This is a genomic window from Corynebacterium macclintockiae, assembly GCF_027570165.1.
In the GTDB taxonomy this organism is placed as follows: domain Bacteria; phylum Actinomycetota; class Actinomycetes; order Mycobacteriales; family Mycobacteriaceae; genus Corynebacterium; species Corynebacterium macclintockiae.
In genome coordinates, this window is sequence record NZ_JAKMUV010000011.1 from 26,680 (window position 1) to 53,014 (window position 26,335).

The window sequence follows — 26,335 nt, forward strand, 5'->3', positions numbered from 1 at the left end:
GAGAGGTAACCGCCACCCATGTCGTTGCTCGATAGCTTCAGCTTTCCCGATGGCTACCAGCCCACAACCACCGGCCACAAGGAAGCAAAGGAATTCCCCTATGGCTTCCCGACAATCGGTATTGCCAAGCTATGGTTCCGCGTCATGCAGAACCTGGACTGCGCTATCTACGGTGCGGAGAACATCCCCACCGACGGCTCTGCCATGATCGCCGTCAACCACACGGGCTACTGGGACTTCACCTACGGTGGCATTCCGGCGCACGTGCGCGGCGGCCGACTGGTGCGCTTCATGGCGAAGAAGGAAATCTTCGACGTCAAGGGTGTGGGCGCCCTGATGCGCTCCTACCACCACATTCCGGTTGATCGCGCAGACGGCCAGGCCTCTGTGGACGAGGCCATCAAGAAGCTCCGCGCCGGCGACCTGGTGGGCATTTTCCCCGAGGCCACGATCTCCCGCAGCTTCGAGATCAAGGAGTTCCGCCAGGGTGCGGCTCGCATTGCCTACGAGGCAGGGGCGCCGCTGATCCCGCTGACCATCTGGGGCTCCCAGCGCGTCTGGACGAAGGGCCGTAAGCCGATCTGGAAGCCGAAGAAGACCGAGCTGGTCATCACCGTAGGCGCGCCGATCGAGGTCACCGAGGATGCGGAGGCGACCACGGAGCGCCTGCACCAGACCATGGTCGAGCAGCTGGACCTCACCCGCGAGCGCTGGGTGGAGCGTTTCGGCCCCATGCCCAAGGGCGAGTTCTGGGTGCCCGCGGCGCTCGGCGGCACTGCCCCGACGCTGGAGGATGCCACCGTCCAGGACCGTGCCGATGCTGCGGCGCGCAAAGAGAAGCGCGCCAAGGACAAGGCCGAAGCCGAACTCCGCGCTGCCACCGAGGCTCGCGAGCGCGAAGAAGCCACCGGCATCAACAAGCTGTTGGTGCCCCTGCGCCAGCGCCTTAACCACTTGCGCAAAAAGTAGGTCATAGGCGATGCAGGATTCCCCGTTGCTGGTTGTCAGCGACGTCGACGGCACCCTGCTGGACAGCAGGGAGCGCGTTTCGCAGCGCATGCGCCGGGCAGTTAGCTCGATGCTGCGCCAAGGCACTGTGTTTACGATCGCCACCGGCCGACCGCCGCGCTGGCTGATGCCCGTCTTTGAGCAGCTGCCCGTCCGCCCCATCTGTGCCTGCGCCAACGGCGCCATTATTTATGACGCCAACCGGGATCAGATCCTGCACGCCGCCACCTTCGCGCCCGGTCCGATCCGCGCTCTGATTGACCAGCTCAGTGAATCAGTTCCCGGCGTGGGCTTCGCGGTCGAGCGCGCCGGAACCAGCGCTTTCGATCGCGCCGACGAGCTGTTTTCCGTTTCCCCCGGCTACGACCACGCCTGGGATTCCACCGAGCACGCCGTCCAGACCATCGACGAGCTCACCGCCACACCCGTGGTGAAGCTGCTGGTCCGCGACCCTCACCGAACCTCGGCTGAGTTGTACGCCGCGGTGCGCCCTTTTATTGACGCCACCCAGGCGAAAGCCACCTACAGCTACGAAGGGGGACTCGTCGAGATCGCGGCGGCGGGGATCTCCAAGCGTTCCGCGCTGGAATGGATTGCCGCGCAGATAGGCGTGGATGCAAACCAGACCGTGGCCTTCGGGGACATGCCAAACGATACGGAGATGCTCACGTGGGCGGGGCTTGGCGTGGCGATGGGCAACGCAGAGGAGTCCTTGAAGGGCATTGCCGACGAGGTCACCCTGACGAATGACGAGGACGGCGTGGCCGCCGTCCTTGAGCGGTGGTTTTAAGTAGTCATGTCCAAGCTGAGCGAGAACGTCCGCCGGAAAGTAGCCCAACTGCAGGTGCGCCACGAGGGCTTGAAGAAGAAAAGCTATGGCTTCCTGGTCCGTCCGTTGACGTTATTGGCGGGCTGGTTGTTCGTGGTTGGCGGCATCCTCATCATCCCCACGCCGGGACCGGGATGGTTCCTGCTCTTTTTCGGCATCGGAGTGCTCTCCTTCGAACTGACGTGGCCCAACCGGCTGCTGGACTACGGCCTGCGGCAATACGACCGCGCCGAGGAGTATTGGAAGCGTCAAGGCACAGCCATGAAATCCCTGATCATCGTGGTCTTCTTGGTCGGATGTGCCATCGTCTTCAGTGGCATTTTCTGGGTGATGTGGAACACGGGCATGCTGGGCTTTACTAAAACCTGGTTAGAGCCATGGGTGGATAAGCTTCCGGACTGGATCGGGCTTAAATAACCGCTTGCCTGAGAACGCCTGGCGCAGTGGCACACCGAGGTGGCGTCATGCCCAAGAAACAACGAGTGAGCGCGGTACCCTGGCAGGCATGACACAGCAAACACGCAATGAACATAACTACGACCTCATCGTTGTGGGCAGCGGCTTCTTCGGCCTCACCGTGGCCGAGCGCGCAGCCACCCAAGCTGGCAAGAACGTGCTGGTGGTGGAGAAGCGTTCCCACATCGGCGGCAACGCATACTCCGAGGCCGAGCCGGAGACGGGCATCGAGGTCCACAAGTACGGCGCGCACCTGTTCCACACCTCCAACAAGCGCGTGTGGGACTACGTCAACCAGTTCACCGACTTCACCGACTACCAGCACCGCGTGTTTGCCATGCACAAGGGTACGGCCTACCAGTTCCCGATGGGCCTGGGCCTGATCAACCAGTTCTTCGGCAAGTACTACAGCCCGGACGAAGCCCGCCAGCTGATTAAGGACCAGACCGACGGGCTGAACCCCGAGGACGCGAAGAATCTCGAGGAAAAGGGCATCGCCCTGATCGGCCGCCCGCTGTACGAAGCCTTCGTGCGCGACTACACCGCCAAGCAGTGGCAGACCGACCCGAAGGAGCTGCCGGCCTCTAATATCTCCCGCCTGCCGGTGCGCTACACCTTCAACAACCGCTACTTCAACGACACCTACGAGGGCCTGCCGGTGGAGGGCTACACCGCGTGGCTGGAGAACATGGCCGCCGACGAGAAGATCGAGGTGCGCCTGGATACCGACTGGTTCGAGATCCGCGACGAGATCCGCGCGGCCAACCCGGATGCGCCCGTTGTCTACACCGGCCCGCTGGACCGCTACTTTGATTACGCCGAAGGCCACCTGGGCTGGCGCACCCTCGATTTCGAGACCGAGGTACTGAACACCGGTGATTTCCAGGGCACCCCGGTGATGAACTACAACGATGCCGAGTTCCCGTACACCCGCATCCACGAGTTCCGCCACTTCCACCCGGAGCGGGGCGACAAGTACCCGAAGGACAAGACGGTCATCATGAAGGAGTTCTCCCGCTTCGCGGAGGAGGGCGACGAGCCGTACTACCCGATCAACACCCCGGAAGATCGCGAGAAGCTGGAGGCTTACCGCAAGCTGGCCGCGGTGGAGGCTGCGGAGAACAAGGTGCTGTTCGGCGGGCGCCTGGGCACCTACCAGTACCTGGACATGCACATGGCCATCGGCGCGGCACTGTCGATGTACGACAACAAGCTGGCGCCGTACTTCGAGTCGGGTGAGCCGCTGGAGCAGGAGCGCGGGCACTAGGGCCGGTTTTTTGGGGGGGCTACTCCGGCCAGATGGAGAACTGCTCCATTGCTTCGGCCGCGTGATGGGAGCGCAGGTACTCGCGCATGTACGGCAGTTCGTAATCGACGAACCCGTGGGCCGTTGGGCGGATCATTTCTGCATCGATGAGGCGTTTGCGGTAATTCCCCGCGTATTGCGCGTCTACGCCCATGCGTGCTGCGATGTCCGACATACGCGAGGGGCCATCGTCGGTCGACATTGCGATGAGAAAAGTCCGGTCAACCTCAGACAGATCCGCAATCGATGGTTCATGCACGAGCTGTCCAAGTTTTCTCCGGGCATCTCCAATTCCACGAGATACTGCTTCTTCGTCGATCGTGTTGCCGGTGTAGTTGCGGAAGGCGTGTTGCCCGACTAGTTGGATCATGAAGGGGTAGCCGCCGGTCGCCTTGGTCGCGTGGTCGAGTGCCTGCGGGGTCCAAGAGATCCCGACCTGTTCGGTGGTCTTGTCAAGCGCAGTGCGCACTTCTTCAATCGGCACCATTCCGGTTTCAATTTTGTTTGCCCGACGTAAAAAGGTCACTGGGTTGCGACCTTCGTCAGCTGCGAGAAGTGGTTTCACAGCACCGGGAATGCCAGCCATAGCAATCGCAATCTCACGGTTCTCGCGGACGAGATGTTGAATTGTTGTTCCAAATTCAATGATTTCGTCCATGTGGGCGTAGTGCAGCTCGTCCAAGGTGATCAGCAAGCCGACTGGCTCTTGACCGAGCCGAGTATCAAGCTCAGCCTGGCGGTCGAAAAGCTCTTCAAGTATTGACCTCAGCGTCGGTGTGGGTGAAAAAGAGGGAATGGCTTCGGTGTCGAAGCCGAGGTAAGGGAGCTTGATGCCCGATAGGCGTTGTTTAGGCTCGTCGGAAAGATCCTGCAGCAGGCTAAAGGCGCGGTCGCGGATGCGGTCGTTGAAACCACGGGTCGTGGTTTCGGATATGACGTACCACGAGTGGGTTTTCGCGACCGCTTCGAATTCATTTAACAAAACAGTCTTGCCGATACCCCTAGGGCCGGTAACTATGGAGATACGTTCATGGCTTCCAGGGCCATCTTGGATGGCGGCATCGAAGTCGCGGAGGTATTGATCGCGTCCTGCGAGAACCAGTGGTGTCTTCCCAACTGTCGCAGTGAAGGGGTTTCTAGGTCGAGCTGGAATGGACGGCATCTTGCCTCCTTACTATCTCTTACTATCTTTACTATTTTTACTATCTTTACTATTTTGTCGCTAGAGCCTGGCTAAAACAGCCGAAGGAAGCTGCACTAATATTTCACGGGTGTCGCGTGAGAAAACCCAAACAAAGGCAACCCAGCAAGAGCCATCGTCGCGGGGCGTGAGCAAGTTCCTCGCCCTACCAGTGGCGCCGGTCCTCTTGGTCCTCGTCGGGTCCCTGGGTACCCAAGCTGCGGCGGTACTGGTCACAGACATGCTTACTACGGTTGGCGCGCCGGGCGTATCGGGCCTGCGCATGACCGCCGCCGCCATCATCATGGTGGTTGTCTTCCGCCCGAAACTGTCTGGCATGACGCGCGCCCGCGCCCTCAACATCGTGGTCTACGGCATCGCCATGGGCATGATGAACATGATGGTTTACGCAGCCATCGCCCGCCTGCCCCAGGGGGTTGCCTTCACTATTGACTTCCTTGGCCCCAGCGTCGTGTCTTTTCTGGGGCTGACGATGTGGCGCTCCCGCCTATGGGCCATTGCAGCGTTCGTTGGCGTTGCACTTATCGCGCAGCCCTCCAATGACCTGGACATTGTCGGTATTGGATTCGGCGCGGTCGGCGCGATCTTCTTTGGCGCATACACATTGTTTGCAGCCCGTGTTGGGAAGACCGAGGGTGGTGGCATGCCGGATCTGGCGCTGTCTGTGGTCGTCGCCGCGATAGTGCTCGCGCCGTTCTCTGTCCCGGCGGTGCCGCATGTTGACGCCACGATGTGGGGCATCATTGTCATCTCTGGCTTTATCGGCGCCGTTGTGCCCTATGTGGTGGATACCATCGCCGCCGGAATTGTCTCGGCGGCGGTTGTCGGCACGCTCTTCGCTCTGGATCCTGTGATCGGAGCGATCCTGGGCTGGGCTTTTTCCGGAGACCAGGTGACGTGGTCCATGGCGGCGGGCATTGTGCTGATTGCGATGGCCGGCGCGATGATTACGTGGCGCGGGGCGCGTGAATCGCGGGAGTTGGTGCCGTCCCCGTTTTCAGAGGACTAGATCGAATCCAGTCTGCCTCCGCCGGGTTCTTTCACGTCTTCACCAACTTCTATAGACGTATGCTTTTGTCGGTGAGTTTGTCATTCTTGCACTAGGCGGGAAGAGAAGCATAACACCTAGCTTCCCACTTAACATCCCACAGTGTTATGTTAGGTGTGAAGTTGAGTGGGAAGTTGATTAGGTGGATCCGCTATGGACGACAGTTCGTTGAAGGAAATCGTCGCGAATCTTCGGTTAGTAGGTTCAGACACTCAGGCTGTTGAAGTTAAGAGCAACGTCGGCAAGAATACTCGTGAAACTCTGAGCGCCTTTGCTAATGCTGGTGGCGGTCTCATTATTGTCGGGCTTGACGAAAGTGCTGGATTTGCTCCAGTAGACAAATTCGATGCTCTCAAGGCGCAAGATGCGCTAGAGACGCGCTGTAGACAAGTGACACCACCGGTGCGACCACAAATTTCGGTGCTTCCTTTTGAAGGAGGCCGTATCGTCGTGGCGGAAATGGAGGAATTCAGCCCCTTCGACAAACCTTGCTATGTAACGGATCAAGGCCGATACGGGGGAAGCTACATTCGTACAGGGGAAGGGGATACCAAGCTTTCGAGCTACGAAATCGACAAGCTTATCGAAGAGCATACTCAACCAAAATGGGACGAAAGTCCAGTTCCAGAGGCCACTGTCGAGGATCTAGCTCCAGAGGTGCTCGAGGAGTATCTGCAAGCACAGAAACGGCAACGTCCAAAGACTTTCAAAGATGGTCGTGAAGTAGCGCTAAGAAGGCTCCGAATTACTAAGGATGGGGGTGCGACTTTGGCTGCCTTGCTGGTCATGGGGGACTATCCTCAAGAATTCTTCCCGCGTTTGACTGTTACATTCGCGCTTTTTCCAGGGGCAAGTAAAGGTAGTGTAACCACTGGTTTGAGGCTTCTCGACAGTGCAAGGCTGACAGGTACTATTCCCGAACTTGTAGAAGCCGGTGTCGATATAGTTAAAAGAAATATGCGCACTGGATCCATGATTAGTGAAAAGTTCCGGACCGATCTTCCCGACTATCCACCAATTGCCGTGCGTGAAGCCCTGGTGAACGCGCTGATGCACCGAGATTACTCGCCGTCGGCTCAGGGGAGCCAGGTGCAGATCAATATGTTTGTAGATCGGCTAGAGATTACAAGTCCAGGTGGTCTATACGGTGGCGTAACGGTTCGTCATTTGGGTGAACCCGGAGTTAGCTCGACTCGCAACCAACGGATTTCAAGTTTCTTAGAGGAAGTTTCCCTGCCGGGTGAAGGAAAACAGGCGGGGCGCGTGGCTGAAAATCGTGGTACGGGCATTGCAACGATAAATCAGTCTTTGGAAGATGCTCTTATGCCAAAACCTGAGTACATCAATCGGCTTGACAGTTTCACCATAATATTCCGCCGCCGGCGGGTTGCTACTCAGGAGAGGTACACGACGGCGCGGGATCATGTTTTGGCAATCCTGGAGGAAGAATCCTCTTCTTCGACCAGCGAAATCGTAGAGAGAACCCAGTTGAGCCGGACAGCTGTCCAAAAAGCAGTCAACGCTCTAATTAACGAAGGTTTGGTAGAACGAACCGAACCTGCGAGGAGTCCGAAGCAACGTTATCGAATGCTTGAAGATCAGAACTCCCCTAATTGATAGTGGAAAAGTGGAAAACTACAGCTAGATGAGGGGGTGGCGAGAGCATCACGCCTAGCTTCCCACTTAACTTCCCACAGTGTTATGTCTGGTGGGAAGTTCTCAGCCACTTAGCGGGCGCTCCTCGACTAAGAGTCCAACTCGGGCTGAACTGGGGCTGTGTCGCGCAAGCGCTTGTGACCGGCTTTCATGGATAATCGGATATATTCCAATGTCTTTATGTCTATGCGGAGGTTTGTGTTCAGCATATGAACGCTCAGCCAGTGAAAGCCAGTACCAACGATGGGTTCGACGCCACCCGCTTAGCGCGCATCTTGCTGCCGAAGCGTGGCGAACCGCGCAACGTGCGTTCCCTGTATTTCGTAGAGAACGAGGCCACCACCCCCGGCCGCGTTAACGCCGTTTCCCGTACCGAGGCGATCCTGCCTGCGGGCAGCGAAACCTCCTTCGAGACTTACTTCAACGCCTTCCCCGCCTCCTACTGGCGCCGCTGGTCCCAGCTGGACGAGGTCAAGCTGCGCATCGAGATCACGGGCGAGGCTCGCGTTGACCTGTACCGCTCCAAGTACGACGGCTCCCGCATCGGCATCGAGGGTGCCCAGATCGAAACAGATGAGAACGGCCACGGTATCGCTGAGTTCATCATCTCCCTGGCCCCGTTCGAGGACGGCGGCTGGATCTGGTTCGATCTGACTTGCGAGAAGGAAACCCGCCTACACTCCGCTGGCTGGTACGCCACCGTCGAGGCCGGCGAACAGGCCTTCGAGGGCGAGACGCTGCCGGTCGCCGAGCCGAGCGTCACCATCGGCATCCCGACCTTCAACCGTCCGACCGACGCGGTGGCCGCGCTACACGCGCTGGCCTCCGACCCCGAGGTCGACGGACGCATCGAGGCCATCATCATGCCTGACCAGGGCGACAAGCACCCCGCCGACGAGCCCGACTTCGACGAGGTCGCGGAGCACTTTGGCGATCGCCTGCGCATCGTGCAGCAGGGCAACCTGGGTGGCTCCGGTGGCTACTCCCGCATCATGTACGAAGCCCGCCACCCGGAGCGTGGCACCACCAGCCCGTACATCCTGTACATGGACGACGACATCGCCATCGAGCCCGATAGCGTCCTGCGCGCCCTGGCGGCCGCCCGCTATGCGAAGTCCCCGATGTTGATCGGCGGCCAGATGCTGGATCTGCAGGAGCGCAGCTTCCTGCACAGCATGGGCGAGGTCGTCCATCGCGACGTGTTCATGTGGGGTGGGGCACCGCACACCCATTACACTCACGACTTCTACCGCCACCCGCTGCGCGACCTGGGCGACGGCACTGCCCACAACGCTGCAGGCCAGCCGATCGCGCCGGTGGCCCGGGACGTCATCGACAAGGGCTACGGCACCCCGAATAACTCGGAGAACTCCAAGGATCTGCACCGCCGCATCGACGTTGACTACAACGGTTGGTGGATGTGCCTGATCCCACGCTATGTCGCTGATCGCATCGGCCAGCCCCTACCGCTGTTTATTAAGTGGGATGACGCCGAATACGGCCTGCGTGCAAAGGATGCTGGCTTCCCCACGGCCTCCTGGCCGGGCATCGCGATCTGGCACATGGCCTGGTCAAGCAAGGACGATGCCATCGACTGGCAATCCTACTTCCACATCCGCAACCGCCTGATCGTGGCGGCCATGCAGATGGAAGGTTCCCCGCGCGGGCTGCTGGTCTCGCTGGCCAAGCTCGCGACCAAGCACCTCCTGTGCCTGGAATACTCCACAGTTGCCCTGCACATCGAGGCAATGAAGGACTTCCTGGCAGGCCCGGACCAGCTGTTTGACATCCTGGATACCTCCCTGCCGCGCATCGCGAAGCTGCGTAAGAACTATTCCGATGCGGTTGTCGTCCCATCTGCTACCGACCTGCCCCCAGCGACGGGTGGCCCGGCGGGCCTCACGCGCATCCCGTTGAGCAAGAAGGCCAAGATCGTCACTCTTGCCAAGGGTCTGTTGCACAACGCCAAGCCTGCCGACGCCCGCCATCACCACGCACCGCAGGTGAACCTCCCGCCTGTCGAGGCCCGCTGGTTCAGCCTCTCCCGTGTCGACGGCGCGACCGTGACCACCGCCGATGGCAAGGGCGTGTTCTACCGCAAGCGCGACCGCGGCCAGATGCTGGCGCTGGTGAAGGAGTATGCGCGCCTGGAAAAGCAGGTCTACGCCCGCTTCGACGAGCTGCGCAACGCTTACCGTGCAGCCCACCCGCACCTGACAAGTCGGGAAGGCTGGGCACAGATCTTCGAGCCTGAGAGCGTGGAAAACAGGTAGCGAGCCGACGCTAGCTGCACCGAAGCTGAGCCAGACCGAAACCGAGCCAGACCGAAGTAAGGACAACGCAAAGACAATGAGCTCCACACACGTCAGTGGCGACCCGCTGGGCGAATCCGACATTCTGGTCGCGCTGCAAAAGCAGCTGGCCGACAAGCCGGGAATCCTGCCCACCGCCCGTGGCATGAGCCACTTCGGTGAGCACGCCCTCGGCTGGATGGGTACCGCTGCTCTGGGCTACGGCCTGGCCCTGGCGCAGGGCAAGTCCGCCGACGGCCCAGAGCGCCGCGGCTGGCTGACCATGGGTGCCAGCGCCTTTTTCGCCCACGCCGCCAGCGTGGTGCTCAAGCGCATCGTCCGCCGCCCGCGCCCGCACGACCCGCGGATCAAGATCGGCGTGGGCACGCCCTCGAAGCTGAGCTTCCCGTCTTCCCACGCGACCAGCTCCACCGCAGCTCTGGTGGCATTTACCCAGTCGGCAAACAACCGCACCGGGGCGCTTCCCCTCGTGGGAATCCCGGCGATGGCGCTGTCGCGTCTGGTGTTAGGCGTACACTATCCCTCTGACGTAGCCCTCGGAAGTTGCATCGGCGCTGCCACGGCCATCGCCGTGCGCAGGGTTGTGGATGGGGGACGTGGGGGCGTCACAAAGAAAAACAGTGAGGAGAAAAGCCAGTGAGCGAACAGCGTAGCGACGGCCGCCCGGAGCCGCTGATCGGCGCGGAGCCACACACGTCCGGGTTGGAAGACCCGAACCAGGCGACCAGCACCGCCACCGACACGAAGAAGCTGCGCCCGCCGCGCAACCTGCCGGAGGCGATGATCAAGGCACTGCGCCCGAAACAATGGGTGAAGAACGTGCTGGTCGTCGCTGCTCCGGCGGCTGCGGGTAGTGACATGCTCTTCCACAGCCGCGTGCTGCTGGACGTGCTGATCGCTTTCGTGGCTTTCTGCCTGGCGGCTAGCTCGATCTACCTGATCAACGACGCGCGCGACGTGGAAGCCGACCGCGCGCACCCGACCAAGCGTTTCCGTCCGATTGCGGCTGGCGTGCTGCCGGTGGGGCTGGCGTATGCGATGTCGGTGGTGCTGATCCTGGCGGCGATCGGCGGCTCGCTGCTGGCCTCGTCGGGCACGAACCTGGCGATCGTCGTGGCTGTGTACATCGCCCTGCAGCTGGGCTACTGCTTCGGTTGGAAGCACCAGCCGGTGATCGACATTGCACTGGTGAGCTCCGGTTTTATGCTGCGCGCCATGGCCGGCGGTGTGGCGGCGGCGATTCTTCTGTCGCAGTGGTTCCTGCTGGTCGCGGCGTTCGGCTCGCTGTTTATGGCGGCGGGTAAGCGCTATGCGGAGCTGAAGCTTTCGCTGCGTTCGGGGGCGAAGATCCGCAAGTCCCTGGAGAGCTACACCCCGACCTACCTGCGCTTTGTCTGGACTCTGGCCGCCACCGCCGTGGTGCTGAGCTACGCGCTGTGGGGCTTTGGTCTGGCGCAGACCGTCGATTCCGGAGTGGCTGCCGTGTGGTACCAGGTTTCGATGGTGCCGTTTACCATCGCGATTCTGCGTTATGCCGCGGACGTTGACCGCGGCGAGGGTGGCGCGCCCGACGAGATCGCCCTCGAGGATCGCACCCTGCAGTTGCTGGCGCTGGCCTGGTTGTTCTGTGTGGCGATGGCTGTCTACATCGTGCCGATGTTCTAGCTGTTTTCTTTTGGACGCCGACTCTTCCCCCGCGGAAGGTTGGCGTCTTTTGCTTTTCTTAAGCAGCCGGGCTGGGCGTGGACGACGTTACACTTTTGGGGGTGAAAATGTGGCGTCGAGAGATAGATGTGTGGCTGCTGTGACGGTGGAGGGGAGGAGAGGCCTTAATTTTTGGAAGATGTAGCGATTCGCTTAGTGGATTCGATAGTTACCTTGAGCAGGATCGTAAAGATTTGATAACGTACTCGCATTCTGTGTTTCTCGGCAGAGCAACTGCGTTTCGAGAGATTTCAAGACTGACTAGAGCTGTTTAGGACTGTATGAATTCGACGATGAAGAGTAAGGGACTGGGCGCGAAGCTCACTGCATTCCTGGTTGCAGTGGCCACTGCGCTGGGCATGGCTGTTGTAACTGCACCTACGGCTGCTGCGGATAACCGCGGCCACCTGCGCCCGGGCTGCAGCTGGAGCAAGCACAAGTACTACCTGCAGAACTGCTGGGTTTACTCCCCGGCGATGGGCCAGAAGATCCAGGTGCAGATCAAGCCTTCCTCGCGTGGCGGTAACGCTGGCGTCTACATGCTGGACGGCCTGCGCGCACGCCAGGACTACAACGCGTGGGTTTGGTCTGGCAACGCTGTGAAGAAGTTCGTCAACGACAACGTGACCCTGGTTATGCCCGTTGGTGGCCAGGCTCAGTTCTACACGGACTGGAAGGGCCCGTACGGTGGCAAGGGTGGCCCGAAGAAGCCGCGTTGGGAGACCTTCCTGACCCGCGAACTGCCGGGTTACCTGCAGCGTAACTTCGGCGTGAGCCCGAACCGCAACTCCATTGTCGGTCTGTCCATGGGCGGTACCGCCGCGATGAACCTGGCTGCGTGGCACCGCGACCAGTTCAAGCAGGCGACCTCCCTGTCTGGTTACCTGAACCCGACCTGGCCGGGCATGTACGCCGGAATCCAGTACGCGATGTCCGATGCGGACAAGGGTGCGAACATCTGGGACATGTGGGGCAGCCCGGTAGACCCGCTGCGTTTCCGCAACGATCCGACTGTTCAGGCTGGCCGTTTCAGCGGTATGCCGCTGTACCTGGCTGCATCCGGTGGAGTTCCGGCTCGCGGCGAGAAGTTCCTGGAGAACCCGCGTGGCGTTGCTGCCGGCATCGGCCTGGAGTGGATGGCGCGCACCTCCACTGCGAAGTTTGAGATGGCTGCTCGTGCGGTTGGTGCTCGCCCAGTTGTGAGCTACCCGATCAACGGCCTGCACGCATGGCCGTACTGGGATGCGGAGCTGAGCAAGGCTCGCCCGCACATCCTCCGCGCGCTGGGTGCCTAGTTAATTTTGTGACTAGTTAGCCTGGGGTCTTGTTAAACGGAGGCCTTGCTAACTGGGGGCTTGCCAGGCTCCCGAAGCCACTGTCTGAGGTGCCGGCTTGAATAGCCGGTCGCCTTCGGCGGTGGCTTTTTGCGTTTCTTGGAGGGTAAATGTCGTTAGAACGAGAATGTGTGGCTGATGAAAGAATCTTTGCTCAATGTCTTAGACGCCTGACCTGCGCTTTTATGGTGTTGGCAATGGTGGTCGGTAACAGATTCTCGTTCTAACGACATTCTGACTCGGCGGCGGTTGGTGAAGGCTGGTTGTTGGGGTGGCTGAGCATGGTTGAAGGGTGGTTGGGGCGGGGCGGTTGGGGCGTGGCGGCGTCAAGAAAAAGGAAGAGTAAAAAGGGTCACATGGGTAACAGTGGTTACGTGCTAGGCTAACCCTAAAGTAAAACTTTAAATGATCCGCGTGTTGTCCATGTGAATACGCTTTTGCTTGCCATAATTACTGACGTGCTTGAAGCGCGCCTGTGGGAAGTGCTTGCCGTGACTGCTCAGCGAGGCGTCCCGGCGGGAAGCCCCAGGCCGTGATTGACAGCAATAAACAGAATCTGAATAGAGTACCTGGATCGAAAAGTTCAGTAATGGCCGGCAGTGCGAAGCAGGAGGGGAACCTGCTTCGGCTGACACAGCACCAGCGCTGAGCTGGCCTACAACTACGCACGACCAGCACAACTGCAGGGTGGCTCCAGGGCAACTGCAGAACTACAACCAAACAACCAAAGAGCAACAGAAAGAATGAAGACTATGCGCCTTGCAGCGAAAATTTCCCGTCGCACTCGCTCCGCCAGCAGCAAGACCGGTAGCACGAACAGCAGCAACCTCCGCCGCGGAAGCGCCGCGTTCCTGGCACTGCCGCTTTCCGTTGCACTTGCAATGCCGCTAACCCCGGTCGCTGCCGCCCAGAGCTCCCTGGGCGGATCTCTGGGCCCCGGCTCCGGCACCAGCTACCTGGACCCCGAGAGCATCCCGAAGCGCACCCCGCGCCAGGTCACCGAACAGCACCTGCAGGGCCTGCCGGAGGGTGTCAGCGTGGATCGCGTTGAGTGGATCACCGAGCGCTGGGCGAACGTCTTCATTAACTCTGCCGCCATGCCGGGCAAGCCGATCAAGGTGCAGATCCTGCTGGCTCGCGACTGGTACTCCCAGCCGGACCGCAAGTTCCCGACCGTGTGGGCCCTCGATGGCCTGCGCGCCCGCGAGGACGAGTCGGGTTGGACCCTGTCCACCAACATTGCTAACCAGTACGCGGACCGCAACGTCAACGTGATTCTGCCCGTCGGCGGCGAGTCCTCCTTCTACACCGATTGGCAGCAGCCAGACAAAGGCAAGCACTACAAGTGGGAGACCTTCCTGACCAAGGAACTGCCGCCGGTGCTGCGCGAAGGCTGGCGTGCCAACGAAGACCGCGCCATCACCGGCCTGTCCATGGGCGGCACCGCCGCGATGAACCTGGCCGAGCGCTTCCCGGAGATGTGGAAGTTCGTTGGTTCTTTCTCCGGCTACTTAGATACGACTTCCTACGGCATGCCCGAGGCCATCGCCTATGCCACCAATGACGGCAATGGCTACGACGCCAAGAAGATGTGGGGCGAATTCGGCTCCCAGGACTGGATCGACCACGATCCGAAGCTGGGCGTTGAAGCTCTGAAGAAGATGACCGTCTACGTCTCCGCAGGCAACGGCAACGCCGGCAAGTACGACAAGCCGGGTGCTATCCCCGGGCTGCCGAGCAACATGGCGGGCTTCGGTCTGGAAGCCATGTCCCGTATGACCACCGAGACCTTTGTCAAGCGCGCTAAGCAGGCGGGCGTCAAGCCGATCACCGCCTTCCGTCCGTCCGGCACCCACGACTGGCCGTACTGGCAGTACGAGATGATCCAGGCATGGCCGCACATCGCCGATGCCCTCGGCCTGTCGGAAGCTGACCGCGGTGCGAAGTGCCAGGTCGGCGGCGCTATCGCCGAGAACGTTAAGAAAGTTCCGAACCTGGGCGCCTGCATCTCTAACGAGTACGACGCTAAGGACGGCGGCAAGGTTCAGGACTTCCGTGGTGGCCGTGCCTACTGGTCCCCGAAGACCGGCGCCCACTTCGTATGGGGCCGCATTGGCGCCCGCTACGCGTCGATGAACGGCCCGGACTCCTGGCTGGGCTACCCGACCTCCGAAGAGCACGTCATTTCCAACGGTCGCGGTCGCTTCACGGCCTTCGAGAATGGCGCGATCTACTGGACCCACGAGACCGGCGCCTTCGCTGTGCCGAAGGACTTCGTCGACGAGTGGGGTAAGACCAACTGGGAGAACGGCCCGCTGGGCTACCCGATCGCTGAGGTCGAGAAGGTCGGCGACAGCTACATGCAGAAGTTCCAGAACGGCCTGATCGTCCGCGATAAGGACAACAAGACCAACTACGTCCAGGGCAAGATCGCCGAGAAGTACCTGCAGCTGGGTGGCCTGACCTCCAAGCTGGGCAAGCCGAAGAGCGGCGAAAAGGCCATCAAGGGCGGCCGCTTCTCCGAGTTCGAGCACGGCAACATCTACTGGTCCCCGTTCACCGGCGCGCACGTGATCTACTACGGCAACGTGTTCGACGAGTGGGGCAAGCGTGGCTGGGAGCAGGGCAAGCTCGGCTACCCGACCAGCGACCACGAGGACATCCCGGCCGGCGGAACGCGGATCAAGTTCCAGCACGGTGAGATCCGCGAGGTCAACGGACGCGTAGAGGTGCTCTAACGGTGGGCGTCACGAAGAAAAACACCGGACGCACGTCCCGCGGTGCCGTTGTCGGTGCTGCGTGCGTGGCACTGCTGTCCCTCGGTGCGCTGACGGCCTGCGGCGACGACGAGACGGTGGACAATTCCACCGAATCCTCAGTGCCGTCGGTGTCTGCGCCCGAGTCTGAGTCCAAGTCTGACGAAGACAAAGACGGCAAGGACGGTGACGGTGAGTCGGGCTCTAGCTCTACGGAAGGTAGTGACGCCCCAGGCTCCGCCGGCCAAGGCGGTGCGCCAGCGCACGACGGCGGCGTGGATGAGGTGGATGAGATCCCCACTGGCGCGCAGCGTAGCGACAAGGACAAGGACTTCCTGAACCGCTTGAAGGATGGCGGCATTGACCTGACGAAGGCCGATGATGCCTCCGATATTGGTGGCCTGGAAGATCAGGTCATTGCAGCTGGTCAAGCGCATTGCACCGCCGAAGGCGGCGGCAAGGCGGACGTCTACACTCCGTTGGCTGCGGGGCAGCTGAAGGAGAACGGCGTGATCGACGGTGATCCGAAAAAGGCCGAGGAAGCTATTCGCAACGCAGCGAAATCGGCGTATTGTTAGGACTTCAGCGCTTCCGAAGTCTCGAGTAACCAGGCTGTCCACACTTACGCGCGGGCAGCCTGGTTTTGTTCTAGAAGGAATTTATGAAAAAGGTCTTGACCATTCTGGCCGTGCTCGTCCTCCTTGCTCTGATCGTGGTGGGCGTGGGGAATTGGCTACTCACAAATGATCAACCGGGAGGCCCCGGTCCGGGCAAGCCCGCTGCACCGCCGAGCCCTGAAGCGCAGAACCCGCCGGGGTGTGCGGATGTAGAGGTGCTGGCGGCCCCGGGTACGTGGGAATCCAAGGCGGACGATGATCCGCTGGCTCCGCGCGCCAACCCGCGGTCCTTGCTGCTGAATGTCACCCGCCCCCTGACCGAGGAGTTCCCCAAGGAGAAGGTGAAGGTGTGGACGTTGCCGTACACCGCGCAGTTCCGCAACATCAACGCGAGAGGGGAGATGACCTACGACGACTCCCGTAACCAGGGCTTCAAGCGGCTGGAAAACGAGCTGCGGGAGATGCACAAGGCATGCCCGGCGACGTCCTTCGTGCTGACCGGCTTCAGCCAGGGTGCGGTGATTACGGGCGACATGGCTGGGGAGATCGGCAACAACCGGGGGCCGGTTCCTGCAGACAGGATCCTGGGTGTGGCTCTGATCGCCGATGGTCGCCAGGAGCTGGATAAGGGCACGCTGGTCGGTGCGAAGGGCATCCGCGGTACGGGCGCGGAGATTGCGCTGAACCCGGTGAGCGGGCTGATCCAGACGATCGTCCCCGGGGCGACGATGCGCGGTCCGCGCCCGGATGGCTTTGGTGAACTCAACGATCGCGTGAATAACTTCTGTGCGCCTGCCGATCTTATTTGTGACGCCCCAGGGGATCTGGGCAACGCTCTTGTGCGAGCTAAGGACCTGGTGGCTGCCAATGCTGTCCACTCTCAGTACGCGACGAATGGCGCGGTCGTGGACGGGAAGACCGTGCCGGAGTACATCGTTGGTTGGGCTCGGGATTTGATTAACGAGCGCACAGGGAAGTAGCTGGCATGCCGCCGGGGGCGAGGGCACCACATGCCGCCGGGTGCGAGACACAGCATTGCGCAATTGCAGGGTAACGAATGCCTTTCCCGGTACGATGTGTTTCACAAGTAAAACTAAGTGTTTATAGAAACAGATAGAGGAGATCTCAGTGGATATCACTTCGGCAATGGGGCAGTTTTACGACGAGCAGGGCAATATCAACATCCCTGATCAGCTGACCCTTTCCGGTATGTGCGAGATGCTGTACACGATGGCGCAGATGGAAGGCACCGTAGATAATGTGCTGATCCGCCACTGGGACTTCTCCGAGTCGCGCGAGGGAACGGTACACGAGATCACCCGCGCGCAAGTGAACACCCGCATTAAGGCCGTGTGCGTGCGCCTGCAGCAGGTCGCCAAGCCCGGCGACCGCGTGGCGATTCTGGCTAATAACTCCCCGGAGTACATGTACGCCTTCCTCGGCGCGATGTACGCCCGCATGGTGCCGGTTCCGCTGTACGACCCCAACGAGCCGGGCCACACCGGTCATCTAACCGCCGTGCTGGGTTCCTCCGAGCCGACGGTAGTGCTGACTAACAAGCGTTCCGCGGCTGCGGTACGCAAGCACTTCGCTGCCATCCCTGCGACCGAGCGCCCGCGCGTGTTGACGGTGGACGCGCTGCCGGATGCGCTGGCCGACGATTGGCAGAACCCCATGGCCGCCATCATGGCGGATCCATCCCTGGCCCCGAAGTCCAGTGAGGAAGCATTCCTGCAGTACACCTCCGGCTCCACGCGCACCCCGGCTGGCGTGGTGCTGACGCATAAGTCGATCGTCACCAACGTTCTGCAGATCTTCAAGGCCGTTAACCTGAAGACCCCTCTGCGTCTTTCCACCTGGCTGCCGTTGCATCACGACATGGGCGTGATCTTGTCCGCCTTCGTGATCATCCTGGGACTTCCCTTCGAGCTAATGTCCCCGCGCGACTTCATCCAGGATCCGGGCCGCTGGGTCCGTCAGCTGAACCGCAAGAGCGAGGACGAGAACATCTACACCGTCGTTCCGAACTTCGCCCTGGAACTGGCCGTCCGTTACGCCGACCCGGCGAAGGTCGCGGAGCTCGCCGACGTGGACCTGTCCGCTATCGACGGCATCATCAATGGTTCCGAGCCGGTGCACCACAGCTCTGTGCAGAAGTTCCTGGATACCTTCGGCCCCTACGGCTTTAAGAAGGAGGCCATGCGTCCGTCCTATGGCCTGGCCGAGGCCACGCTGATCGTCACCACCCCGCAGACTGACGAGCGCCCGCTGACGAAGTGGTTTAAGCGCGAAGAGCTGTCCGCCGGAGCCGTAGAAGAGGGCAGTGCGGACGACGCAGACAGCCTCTCCCTGGTTTCCCTGGGCCAGGTTTGTTCCCCGCAGACGCTGGCCATCGTGGATCCGGAGACCGGCAAGGAGCTCGCCGACGGCAACGTTGGCGAGATCTGGGTGCACGGCGACAATATGGCAGCGGGCTACCTGAACCGCCCCGAGGAAACCGAAGAAACCTTCCGCAACAACTTGCCCGTAGCCAACCGTCTGGAATCTGGTGGCCACGCGGGCGACGTGCCGGAGGACAACTGGATGCGCACCGGCGACCTGGCTGTCATCGTCGACGGGCACCTGTTTATCACCGGCCGACTGAAGGACCTCATCATCGTCGCAGGCCGCAACCACTACCCGCAGGACATCGAGGCCACCGCCGACGAAGCCACCGCGCAGACCGCTCCGGCCGTTATCGCCGCCTTCGCAGTGGGCGCCGGCGAGGGCACCGCTGCGGCCCGTGGCGCCGACGGCGAATCCGTCGAGGGGCTGGTCATCATCGCCGAGCGCGACCCGGAGGCCACCGAAGATGGCGATGCGGAGGCCATCGAGGCCATGCGAGCCGCCGTCACCGCCACCCACGGCGTGCAGCCCTCGGACGTGCGCATCATCGCGCCGGGCACCCTCCCGCGTTCTTCCGCCAACAAGATCGCCCGCCGCGTAGCTGCGAAGGCGTATCTGGAGGGCACGCTGGGCGCTTAATCCATAAAGCGCTTCAGGCGCGTTAAAATATAGCGATACTAGCGACCCCCGTGCGGCCTTCGACAGCGTTTAAGCCGGTATCTCGGTGGTCGTTTATTGCTTTGTGGCACACACCCACATAACTGCACACGGCTCACTCACGAATTAATGCACGAAAGGAAACGGCGACTTTCCATGGCAGACAATCAGCAGGGCGACCAGAAGGACGGCCAGCAGAACAGCCAGCAGAACAGCCAGCACCCCCGCCCCGCGACGATTCAGCAGATGCGGGAATGGTTGCGCGCGTGGGTTGCGGACGCTACTGGCCTGGATGCCGCCGAGATTTCCGACGAACGCTCTATGCAGGACTTCGGCCTGTCTTCCCGCGATGTCGTTGTGCTGTCCGGCGACCTGGAACGCCTGCTGGGCACCACCCTGGATGCCACGATTGCCTACGAGTTCAACACCATTGCCGCGCTGGCCGATCACTTGATGAACGGCCGCGGTTCTGGCGCTGTTTTGGGTAGTGACGCCACCGCCTCCGCAACCACCGATGCCAGCGCAGGTGGCCCATTGCCGCTGGGTAAGCGGGATATCGCAGTGGTCGGCATGGCAGGCCGCTACCCCGGTGCCGATAGCGCCGATGAGATGTGGGAGCTGTTTTCCAACTACCGCTCCGGCGTGGGCGAGCTGCCCGCCGGGCGCTGGGCGGAGTACTCCCGCGACCCGGAGATGACCCGCCGCATGGAGCAAGCCCAGCTGACGGGTGGCTACATCGAGGACATCGCCTCCTTCGACGCGGAGTTTTTCGGCCTGTCTCCACTGGAAGCGGCGAACATGGATCCGCAGCAGCGCATCGTGCTGCAGCTGACGTGGGAGGCGCTGGAGGATGCGCACATCCCCGCCAACGAGCTGCGCGGCAAGCCCGTCGGCGTGTTCATGGGTAATACCAACAACGACTACGGCATGCTGATCTCCGCCGATCCGGCGGAGGCGCACCCCTACGCCCTGACGGGTAACTCCAGCTCCATCATTGCCAACCGCATTTCCTATGCCTTCGACTTCCGTGGTCCGTCCGTGGCGATGGATACGGCCTGCTCTTCGTCGCTGGTGGCAATTCACCAGGCGGTGCGTTCCCTGCGCGATGGTGATTCTGATGTGGCTGTGGCGGGTGGCGTCAACCTCCTATGCAGTCCTTTTGCGACCGTGGCGTTTTCCGAACTCGGTGTGCTGAGCCCGACGGGTGGCATCCGTGCCTTCAGCGACGACGCGGACGGCATTGTGCGCTCCGACGGAGCCGGGGTGGTGGTGCTAAAGCGTCTGGAGGATGCCCGCCGCGACGGCGACAATGTGCTGGCCGTGATTAAGGGCTCGGCGGTGAACTCCGATGGCCGCTCCAACGGTCTGACCGCCCCGAACCCGGATGCGCAGGTCGACGTGCTGCGCAGTGCTTACGCGGACGCGCGGATCGACCCGCAGTCGGTGGACTACGTGGAGGCTCACGGTACTGGAACCATTCTGGGTGACCCGATTGAAGCCACCGCGCTGGGCACCGTGCTGGGGCGCCAGCGCGACGTGGCAGAGCCGCTGCTGCTGGGAAGCGCGAAGACTAACTTCGGGCACACTGAAGCCGCTGCGGGTGTCGCGGGCGTGATGAAGGTTGTCATGGCGATGCGCGAGGGCGTGCTGCCGCCGAGCCTGAACTACAGCGGCCCGAACCCGTACATCGACTTTGACCGCGAGCACCTGGAAGTCGTGGAGGATCCGCGCGAATGGCCGGAGTACTCCGGGCGCGCCATCGCCGGTGTCTCTGGCTTCGGCTTCGGTGGCACGAACGCGCACGTCGTGATCGCGGCGCCGAACCTGGCTGAGGAAGCTGCGGCGGGAGTGGGCTACGCGGCTGTCACTGAGACCGAGGACAGTGCCCCGATTGGGCTGGACCGTGAGGATGCGGCGGGGGAGGCCCCGCGTGTGTTGCTGCCCGTCAGTGGCCTGCTGCCCTCGCGCCGCCGCCAGGCCGCCGAAGCACTGGCCGGATACCTGGAGGACAACCGGGCATCCTTTGGCGACGGAGCCACGGAAGCGCTGCACCTGCGCGACCTGGCACTGGCGCTGGCAGGGCACAACCACGGTCGCTCCCGCGGTGTGGTGTCCGCCGCCACTGTCGACGAAGCTATCGCTGGCCTGCAGCGCATCGCCGCGGGTAAGCAGGGCGCGACGGTAAAGACCGCTGATTCTCCGTCGGCCAATGGTCCGGTGTGGGTGTTCTCCGGCTTCGGTTCGCAGCACCGCAAGATGGCCAAGGACCTATACGAACTCTCTGAGTTCTTCGCCGCCCGCCTGGACGAGCTGGATAAGGTCGTGCGGGCCGAGTCCGGCTGGTCCTTCACCGAGATGGTGTTGGACGACGAGCAGAACTACGACACGGAGCGCGCCCAGGTGGGCATCACCTGCGTGCAGATCGCGCTGAACGACCTTCTGCGCACCTTGGGTGCGCAGCCCGCCGCAGTCGTCGGCCAGTCGATGGGTGAGATCGCAGCGGCCTACGCCGTGGGCGGCATTTCCGCCGAGGAAGCCGTGCGCATCGCCTGCCACCGCGCCCGCCTGATGGGCGAGGGGGAGCGCCTGCTGCCGGAGGACAAGCAGGGTGCCATGGCTGTGGTGGAGTTCGGCGTGGAGGAACTTGCCACCTTTACCTCCGAGCACCCGGAATACGCCAAGGTGGAGCCCGCCGTGTACGCCGCGCCGGGCATGACCACCGTCGGTGGCCCCGCGGAGCCGGTGCAGAAGCTGGTCGAATACCTGGAGGGCGAGGGCAAGTTCGCCCGCCTGCTGAAGGTCAAGGGCGCTGGCCACACCTCCATGCTGGACCCCATCCTGGGCGAGCTGCACTACGAGATCTGTGATCTGCAGCCCCAGCCGATCCACACCCCGCTGTACTCCACCGTGGATCGCGGTCGCGTGTACACCCCGGGCGAGGTCGTCCACGATGCCGACTACTTCCTGCGCTGCACCCGCCAGCCGGTCTGGTTCTCGGAGGCGACGGGTAAGCAGTTCGACGATGGCTTCCGCACCTTCATCGAGATCTCCCCGAACCCGGTGGCCCTAATGCCGCTGATGAACAACTCCTTCGCGCACAACGCCAGCGATTCCAAGCTGTTGTTCCTGCTGAAGCGCAAGGAGCCGGTCGCGCAGACTCTGCTGTCCACCCTCGCGGAGCTGTACGTTCAGGGCGCTAACTTGAACCTCAAGGCTCTGGCTGCGGGCTCGCGGACCCTGCAGGACATTGCGATGGGCGGCGCGCAGGGCTCGGCTACCGGTGCGGGCACTGGCGCTGGCGCTGGCACTAATACCCGCTCTAAGGCGCTGCCGAAGGTGCCGGGCACTACCTGGAACCTGCAGCGCTACTGGACCAGCGCCCGCCCGTCGTCGGACCCTGCCGTGGAGCTGCCCGGTACTCGCGTGAACCTGCCCGATGGTCGCGTTGTGTTCAGCGCTGCGGCGGAGGACGTACCCAGCATCGCGCTGCTCGCCGAGGCCGCCGCCGAGGTGCTTTCTGGCAGCACTACTGGCGCTTCCGAGAACGCCACCGTCGCCGCCACGCGCGAGCACTCCCCACTGCCGACCGCAGGCCAGCTGACGACTATCGCCACCGGTTCCCTCGGCGGCTGGTCCCTGTCCGTCTACGCCGCCGATGGCCCTGCCGGACAGGCAATGCCGCTGGTTGCGGAGGCTTTTATCGCCACTCTTGGGGTTAATGACGCCACCTCGGCCCCAGCCGCCACCGCTGTCAACGAGGAGCTGAGCGCTTCCGCCGCCAAGGCTTCCGCGAAGGAGAGCGCCGGCAACACTCTGCCCGAGGTCGACGAGACCGCTGACCGCTGGGATCCCAACTCCGGGGAGTCCGCCGGTGACCGCCTGCGCGCCATCGTCTCCGAATCCATGGGCTACGACATCGAGGATCTGCCCGGCGAGCTTCCCCTCATTGACCTGGGGCTGGATTCCCTGATGGGAATGCGCATCAAGAACCGTGTGGAGTACGACTTCGACCTGCCACCGCTGCAGGTTCAGGCGCTGCGCGATGGTTCGGTGGACGATGTGATCGCACTCGTGGAGCAGATGATCGCGGAGCGTCACGCCGGGGAGACCGGCGAGTCGGCTGATGCGGCTGCTGGTGGAGAAGGTGGCGTCACTAAGGAAGAAAGCAATAGCGACAACAACGGCGGCGAGGCGGCAACCGACTACACCGCCACCGCCGGCGGCGTGGCCCCGCGCGACGCGAGCGAAAGGTTGGTGTTCGCGACCTGGGCAAAGGTGACCGGCAAGGCCGCCGCGGGCGTGACCAGTGAGCTGCCGAAGATCGACGAGGAGCAGGCGCGCGGGATCGCAGAGCGCCTGTCCGAACGCTCCGGGGCGGAGGTCAGCGCGGAAGATGTGCTGGCTGCCGAGACCCTCGAGCCGCTGAGCGAAAAGGTGCGCAGCAGCCTGGAAAGCGAAGTGGAGGGCAACATCCGCGTGTTGCGGGCACGCCCCGAAGGCAGCACCCGACCGGCGGTATTCCTATTCCACCCGGCTGGTGGCTCGTCCGTGGTATATGCGCCGCTGATGCGCCGCCTGCCGGAGGACGTGCCGGTGTACGGCGTGGAGCGCCTCGAGGGCGAGCTGGCGGATCGTGCCAGCGCCTACCTGGCGGAGATCATCGAGCTGTCCGACGGCCGCCCGGTGGTGCTGGGTGGCTGGAGCTTCGGCGGTGCCCTGGCCTACGAGGTTGCCTACCAGCTAGGCAAGCGAGCCACCGCAGGTGAGCCGAGCGCAGAGGTCGAGCGCATCGTGCTGCTGGATACTGTGCAGCCGAAGAACCCCGCACCGGATACGAAGGAAGAAATGCACGCGCGCTGGGACCGCTACGCCGCGTTCGCCCAGAAGACCTACGGGCTGCCCCTGGAGGTGCCGCACGAGCTGCTGGACCAGCAGGGCGAAGGCGTGATGATGCAGATGTTCCAGCAGTTCCTGGCTTCCCCGGAGGCCAAGGGGCTCGGCCTGCCCGCGGGCGTGCTGGAGCACCAGCGCGCCAGCTTCGTGGACAACCGCATCCTGGAATCCCTGGACTTCGGAGCCTGGGCGGACGTGCAGGCACCGGTCACGCTGTTCCGCGCGGAGCGAATGCACGACGGCGCGATTGAGCTGGAGCCGGCCTACGCCGAGGTAGCGCCGGACGGTGGCTGGGGCGAGATCGTCAAGGACCTGGAAATCATCCAGCTCCGCGGCGACCACCTGGCTATTGTGGATGAACCAGAGATCTCTAAAGTGGGACGTGTGATCGCCAAGCACATCACGGATGGCGACTAGACGGCGATTAACTAGATAACCTTTAACCAGGCTTGTCGAGAAACGAAGGGACTTTCACTGTGACTGCTGCCGACGAGGGAGCAACCGGCGCCAACGGCACCGGCACCACCGGCACCACCGCCGAAAAGCTGGCGGAGCTGCACCGCAGGCTGGAACAGGCGCAGGATCCGGGCTCTGAGAAGGCAAAGGCAAGGCGCGACGAAGCGGGGCTGACCACGCCCCGCCAGCGTATTGCCGCGTTGCTGGACGAGGGCACGTTCGTGGAGATCGGCGCCCTGGGTCGCACCCCCGGCGAGGACGATGCCCCCTACGGCGATGGCGTGGTGACCGGTTACGGCCAGGTCGGCGGCCGTACCGTGGCGGTATATGCCCACGATAAGACGGTGTACGGCGGCTCGGTAGGTGAGACCTTCGGCAAGAAGGTCTGCGAGGTCATGGACATGGCCATTCGCATTGGCTGCCCGGTGATCGGCATTAACGATTCCGGTGGCGCCCGCATTCAAGACGCCGTGATGTCCCTGGCGATGTACTCCGAGATCTCCCGCCGCCAGCTGCCGCTGAGCGGCCAGTCCCCGCAGATTTCCATTCTGCTTGGCCCGTCCGCCGGCGGTGCCGTGTATGCGCCCGTGACCACCGACTTCGTGGTGGCCGTCGAAGGTCGCACGCAGATGTTCGTTACTGGCCCGGCCGTGATCGAATCGGTGACGGGCGAAAAGATCTCGATGGAGGAGCTCGGCGGTGCGCGTCAACAGGCCCGCAACGGCAACGTTTCCTACGTCGCGAGCAGCGAAGAAGATGCGTTTAACTATGTAAAGGATCTGCTGGACTTCCTGCCTGCCAGTACCTTCGACGAGACTCCGGAGTTCTGGGCGCCGAACGACGAGCTCACTGAGCGCGACTTCGAACTGAACGACATCATCCCGGATGACCCGAACGCGGGCTACGACATCATGGAGGTGCTGACTCGCATCTTCGACGACGACAACGTGCTGGAGGTCCAGGGCGACTACGGCTCGAACGTCGTCACCGCCTTCGCTCGTATCGACGGACACTCGGTGGGCGTGGTGGCGAACCAGCCGATGGAGCTGGCCGGTTGCCTGGACGCCGACGCTGCGGATAAGGCTGCGCGCTTTATCCGTATTTGTGACGCCTACAACGTCCCCCTCGTCTGGGTTGTGGACACACCCGGATACATGCCGGGCGTGGAGCAGGAAAAGGCTGGCCTGATTCACCGCGGAGCGAAGCTGGGCTTCGCCACGGTGGAGGCGACGGTTCCGAAGGTGACCGTGGTGGTACGCAAGGCCTTCGGCGGTGGCTATGCCGTGATGGGCTCGAAGAACCTGGGCGCGGACATCAACCTGGTGTGGCCGACTGCGCAGATCGCCGTGATGGGCGCGGAGGCTGCCGTGGTGATGATGCAGGGCAAGGCCCTGGCTGCCATGCCGGAGGAGCAGCGCCCCGCCGCCAAGAAAATGTTCATGGACTTCTATAACGCCAACATGACCAGCCCTTATGTGGCGGCCGAGCGTGGCTACGTGGACTCTGTGATCACCCCAGACCAGACACGTATCCGACTGCGTCAAGCGATGCGTCAGCTGCGCAACAAGCAGGTGCAGGAGCCACCGAAGAAGCACACCATCATGCCGATGTAGCTGGTTTTGATCGGTGAAAGTAGTTGATCCACTGGATTGCTGCCCGTAGGATGATGAATGTAGAGATCGCCTGTAAGCGACTCCACATCGCCGAACCCGCCGGA

17 protein-coding genes are annotated in these 26,335 nt (G+C 62.3%); 16 read left to right on the forward strand and 1 reads right to left on the reverse strand.

The window, feature by feature from the left end; translation table 11 throughout:
- The first annotated feature begins 18 nt into the window (after positions 1-18).
- The 4 genes from L8U58_RS08475 (at position 19) to glf (ending at position 3,560) form a co-directional block, all read left to right on the forward strand.
- Complete coding sequence (locus tag L8U58_RS08475) at positions 19-969, forward strand: lysophospholipid acyltransferase family protein (protein ID WP_034976283.1); 951 nt, start codon at positions 19-21, stop codon at positions 967-969.
- A 10-nt stretch (positions 970-979) separates the two neighbouring features.
- Positions 980-1,798 carry an HAD family hydrolase gene (locus L8U58_RS08480; RefSeq protein WP_269955131.1) on the forward strand — a complete coding sequence of 273 codons (819 nt, stop codon included), beginning with the start codon at positions 980-982 and terminating at the stop codon, positions 1,796-1,798.
- A 6-nt stretch (positions 1,799-1,804) separates the two neighbouring features.
- A complete protein-coding gene (locus L8U58_RS08485) occupies positions 1,805-2,254 on the forward strand; it encodes a TIGR02611 family protein (protein ID WP_034972218.1) in 450 nt (149 codons plus the stop codon).
- An 88-nt stretch (positions 2,255-2,342) separates the two neighbouring features.
- On the forward strand, positions 2,343-3,560 hold the full coding sequence (glf, locus tag L8U58_RS08490; protein WP_269955132.1) for a UDP-galactopyranose mutase: 1,218 nt from the start codon (positions 2,343-2,345) through the stop codon (positions 3,558-3,560).
- A 19-nt stretch (positions 3,561-3,579) separates the two neighbouring features.
- On the opposite strand, the gene L8U58_RS08495 is transcribed toward glf, so the two are convergent.
- The gene (locus L8U58_RS08495; RefSeq protein ID WP_269955133.1) at positions 3,580-4,761 is read right to left on the reverse strand and encodes an ATP-binding protein; all 1,182 of its coding nucleotides are present in this window, start codon (positions 4,759-4,761) and stop codon (positions 3,580-3,582) included.
- Positions 4,762-4,927: 166 nt separating this feature from the next.
- Here L8U58_RS08495 and L8U58_RS08500 point away from each other — a divergent pair, with 166 nt between their 5' ends.
- From L8U58_RS08500 to L8U58_RS08555, 12 genes are all read left to right on the forward strand, one after another.
- Positions 4,928-5,809 (forward strand): EamA family transporter, encoded by an 882-nt coding sequence (locus tag L8U58_RS08500; RefSeq protein ID WP_269955134.1) that lies wholly within the window; start codon positions 4,928-4,930, stop codon positions 5,807-5,809.
- A 192-nt stretch (positions 5,810-6,001) separates the two neighbouring features.
- Complete coding sequence (locus L8U58_RS08505; protein ID WP_269955135.1) at positions 6,002-7,465, forward strand: ATP-binding protein; 1,464 nt, start codon at positions 6,002-6,004, stop codon at positions 7,463-7,465.
- A 248-nt stretch (positions 7,466-7,713) separates the two neighbouring features.
- Positions 7,714-9,777, forward strand: a complete 2,064-nt coding sequence (locus L8U58_RS08510) for a glycosyltransferase (protein ID WP_034981566.1) — start codon at positions 7,714-7,716, stop codon at positions 9,775-9,777.
- A gap of 76 nt (positions 9,778-9,853) precedes the next feature.
- Entirely contained in the window at positions 9,854-10,456 is a 603-nt protein-coding gene (locus L8U58_RS08515; protein ID WP_034972213.1) for a phosphatase PAP2 family protein, read from the forward strand.
- A complete protein-coding gene (locus L8U58_RS08520; RefSeq protein ID WP_034981568.1) occupies positions 10,453-11,481 on the forward strand; it encodes a decaprenyl-phosphate phosphoribosyltransferase in 1,029 nt (342 codons plus the stop codon). Before L8U58_RS08515 ends, L8U58_RS08520 begins: the two co-directional genes overlap by 4 nt.
- Before the next feature lie 320 nt (positions 11,482-11,801).
- Positions 11,802-12,815, forward strand: a complete 1,014-nt coding sequence (locus L8U58_RS08525; protein WP_035008016.1) for an alpha/beta hydrolase — start codon at positions 11,802-11,804, stop codon at positions 12,813-12,815.
- A 791-nt stretch (positions 12,816-13,606) separates the two neighbouring features.
- Positions 13,607-15,592, forward strand: coding sequence for an alpha/beta hydrolase-fold protein (locus L8U58_RS08530; RefSeq protein ID WP_192816812.1), 1,986 nt, complete (start codon positions 13,607-13,609; stop codon positions 15,590-15,592).
- A gap of 2 nt (positions 15,593-15,594) precedes the next feature.
- The gene (locus L8U58_RS08535; RefSeq protein ID WP_034968482.1) at positions 15,595-16,188 is read left to right on the forward strand and encodes a DUF732 domain-containing protein; all 594 of its coding nucleotides are present in this window, start codon (positions 15,595-15,597) and stop codon (positions 16,186-16,188) included.
- Positions 16,189-16,271: 83 nt separating this feature from the next.
- The gene (locus tag L8U58_RS08540; protein WP_034981578.1) at positions 16,272-17,207 is read left to right on the forward strand and encodes a cutinase family protein; all 936 of its coding nucleotides are present in this window, start codon (positions 16,272-16,274) and stop codon (positions 17,205-17,207) included.
- Between the two features lie 148 nt (positions 17,208-17,355).
- Positions 17,356-19,251, forward strand: a complete 1,896-nt coding sequence (locus L8U58_RS08545) for a FadD32-like long-chain-fatty-acid--AMP ligase (RefSeq protein ID WP_269955136.1) — start codon at positions 17,356-17,358, stop codon at positions 19,249-19,251.
- A 174-nt stretch (positions 19,252-19,425) separates the two neighbouring features.
- Positions 19,426-24,579, forward strand: coding sequence for a polyketide synthase Pks13 (pks13, locus tag L8U58_RS08550; protein WP_269955137.1), 5,154 nt, complete (start codon positions 19,426-19,428; stop codon positions 24,577-24,579).
- Positions 24,580-24,638: 59 nt separating this feature from the next.
- The gene (locus tag L8U58_RS08555) at positions 24,639-26,231 is read left to right on the forward strand and encodes an acyl-CoA carboxylase subunit beta (RefSeq protein ID WP_034976258.1); all 1,593 of its coding nucleotides are present in this window, start codon (positions 24,639-24,641) and stop codon (positions 26,229-26,231) included.
- Positions 26,232-26,335 lie beyond the last annotated feature (104 nt).

Bases quoted from the DNA above. Each gene is read 5' to 3' on its own strand.
- L8U58_RS08475 (WP_034976283.1), top strand. From the start codon at position 19: ATGTCGTTGCTCGATAGCTTCAGCTTTCCCGATGGCTACCAGCCCACA.
- L8U58_RS08480 (WP_269955131.1), top strand. From the start codon at position 980: ATGCAGGATTCCCCGTTGCTGGTTGTCAGCGACGTCGACGGCACCCTG.
- L8U58_RS08485 (WP_034972218.1), top strand. From the start codon at position 1,805: ATGTCCAAGCTGAGCGAGAACGTCCGCCGGAAAGTAGCCCAACTGCAG.
- glf (WP_269955132.1), top strand. From the start codon at position 2,343: ATGACACAGCAAACACGCAATGAACATAACTACGACCTCATCGTTGTG.
- L8U58_RS08495 (WP_269955133.1), bottom strand. From the start codon at position 4,761: ATGCCGTCCATTCCAGCTCGACCTAGAAACCCCTTCACTGCGACAGTT.
- L8U58_RS08505 (WP_269955135.1), top strand. From the start codon at position 6,002: ATGGACGACAGTTCGTTGAAGGAAATCGTCGCGAATCTTCGGTTAGTA.
- L8U58_RS08510 (WP_034981566.1), top strand. From the start codon at position 7,714: ATGAACGCTCAGCCAGTGAAAGCCAGTACCAACGATGGGTTCGACGCC.
- L8U58_RS08515 (WP_034972213.1), top strand. From the start codon at position 9,854: ATGAGCTCCACACACGTCAGTGGCGACCCGCTGGGCGAATCCGACATT.
- L8U58_RS08525 (WP_035008016.1), top strand. From the start codon at position 11,802: ATGAATTCGACGATGAAGAGTAAGGGACTGGGCGCGAAGCTCACTGCA.
- L8U58_RS08530 (WP_192816812.1), top strand. From the start codon at position 13,607: ATGCGCCTTGCAGCGAAAATTTCCCGTCGCACTCGCTCCGCCAGCAGC.
- L8U58_RS08540 (WP_034981578.1), top strand. From the start codon at position 16,272: ATGAAAAAGGTCTTGACCATTCTGGCCGTGCTCGTCCTCCTTGCTCTG.
- pks13 (WP_269955137.1), top strand. From the start codon at position 19,426: ATGGCAGACAATCAGCAGGGCGACCAGAAGGACGGCCAGCAGAACAGC.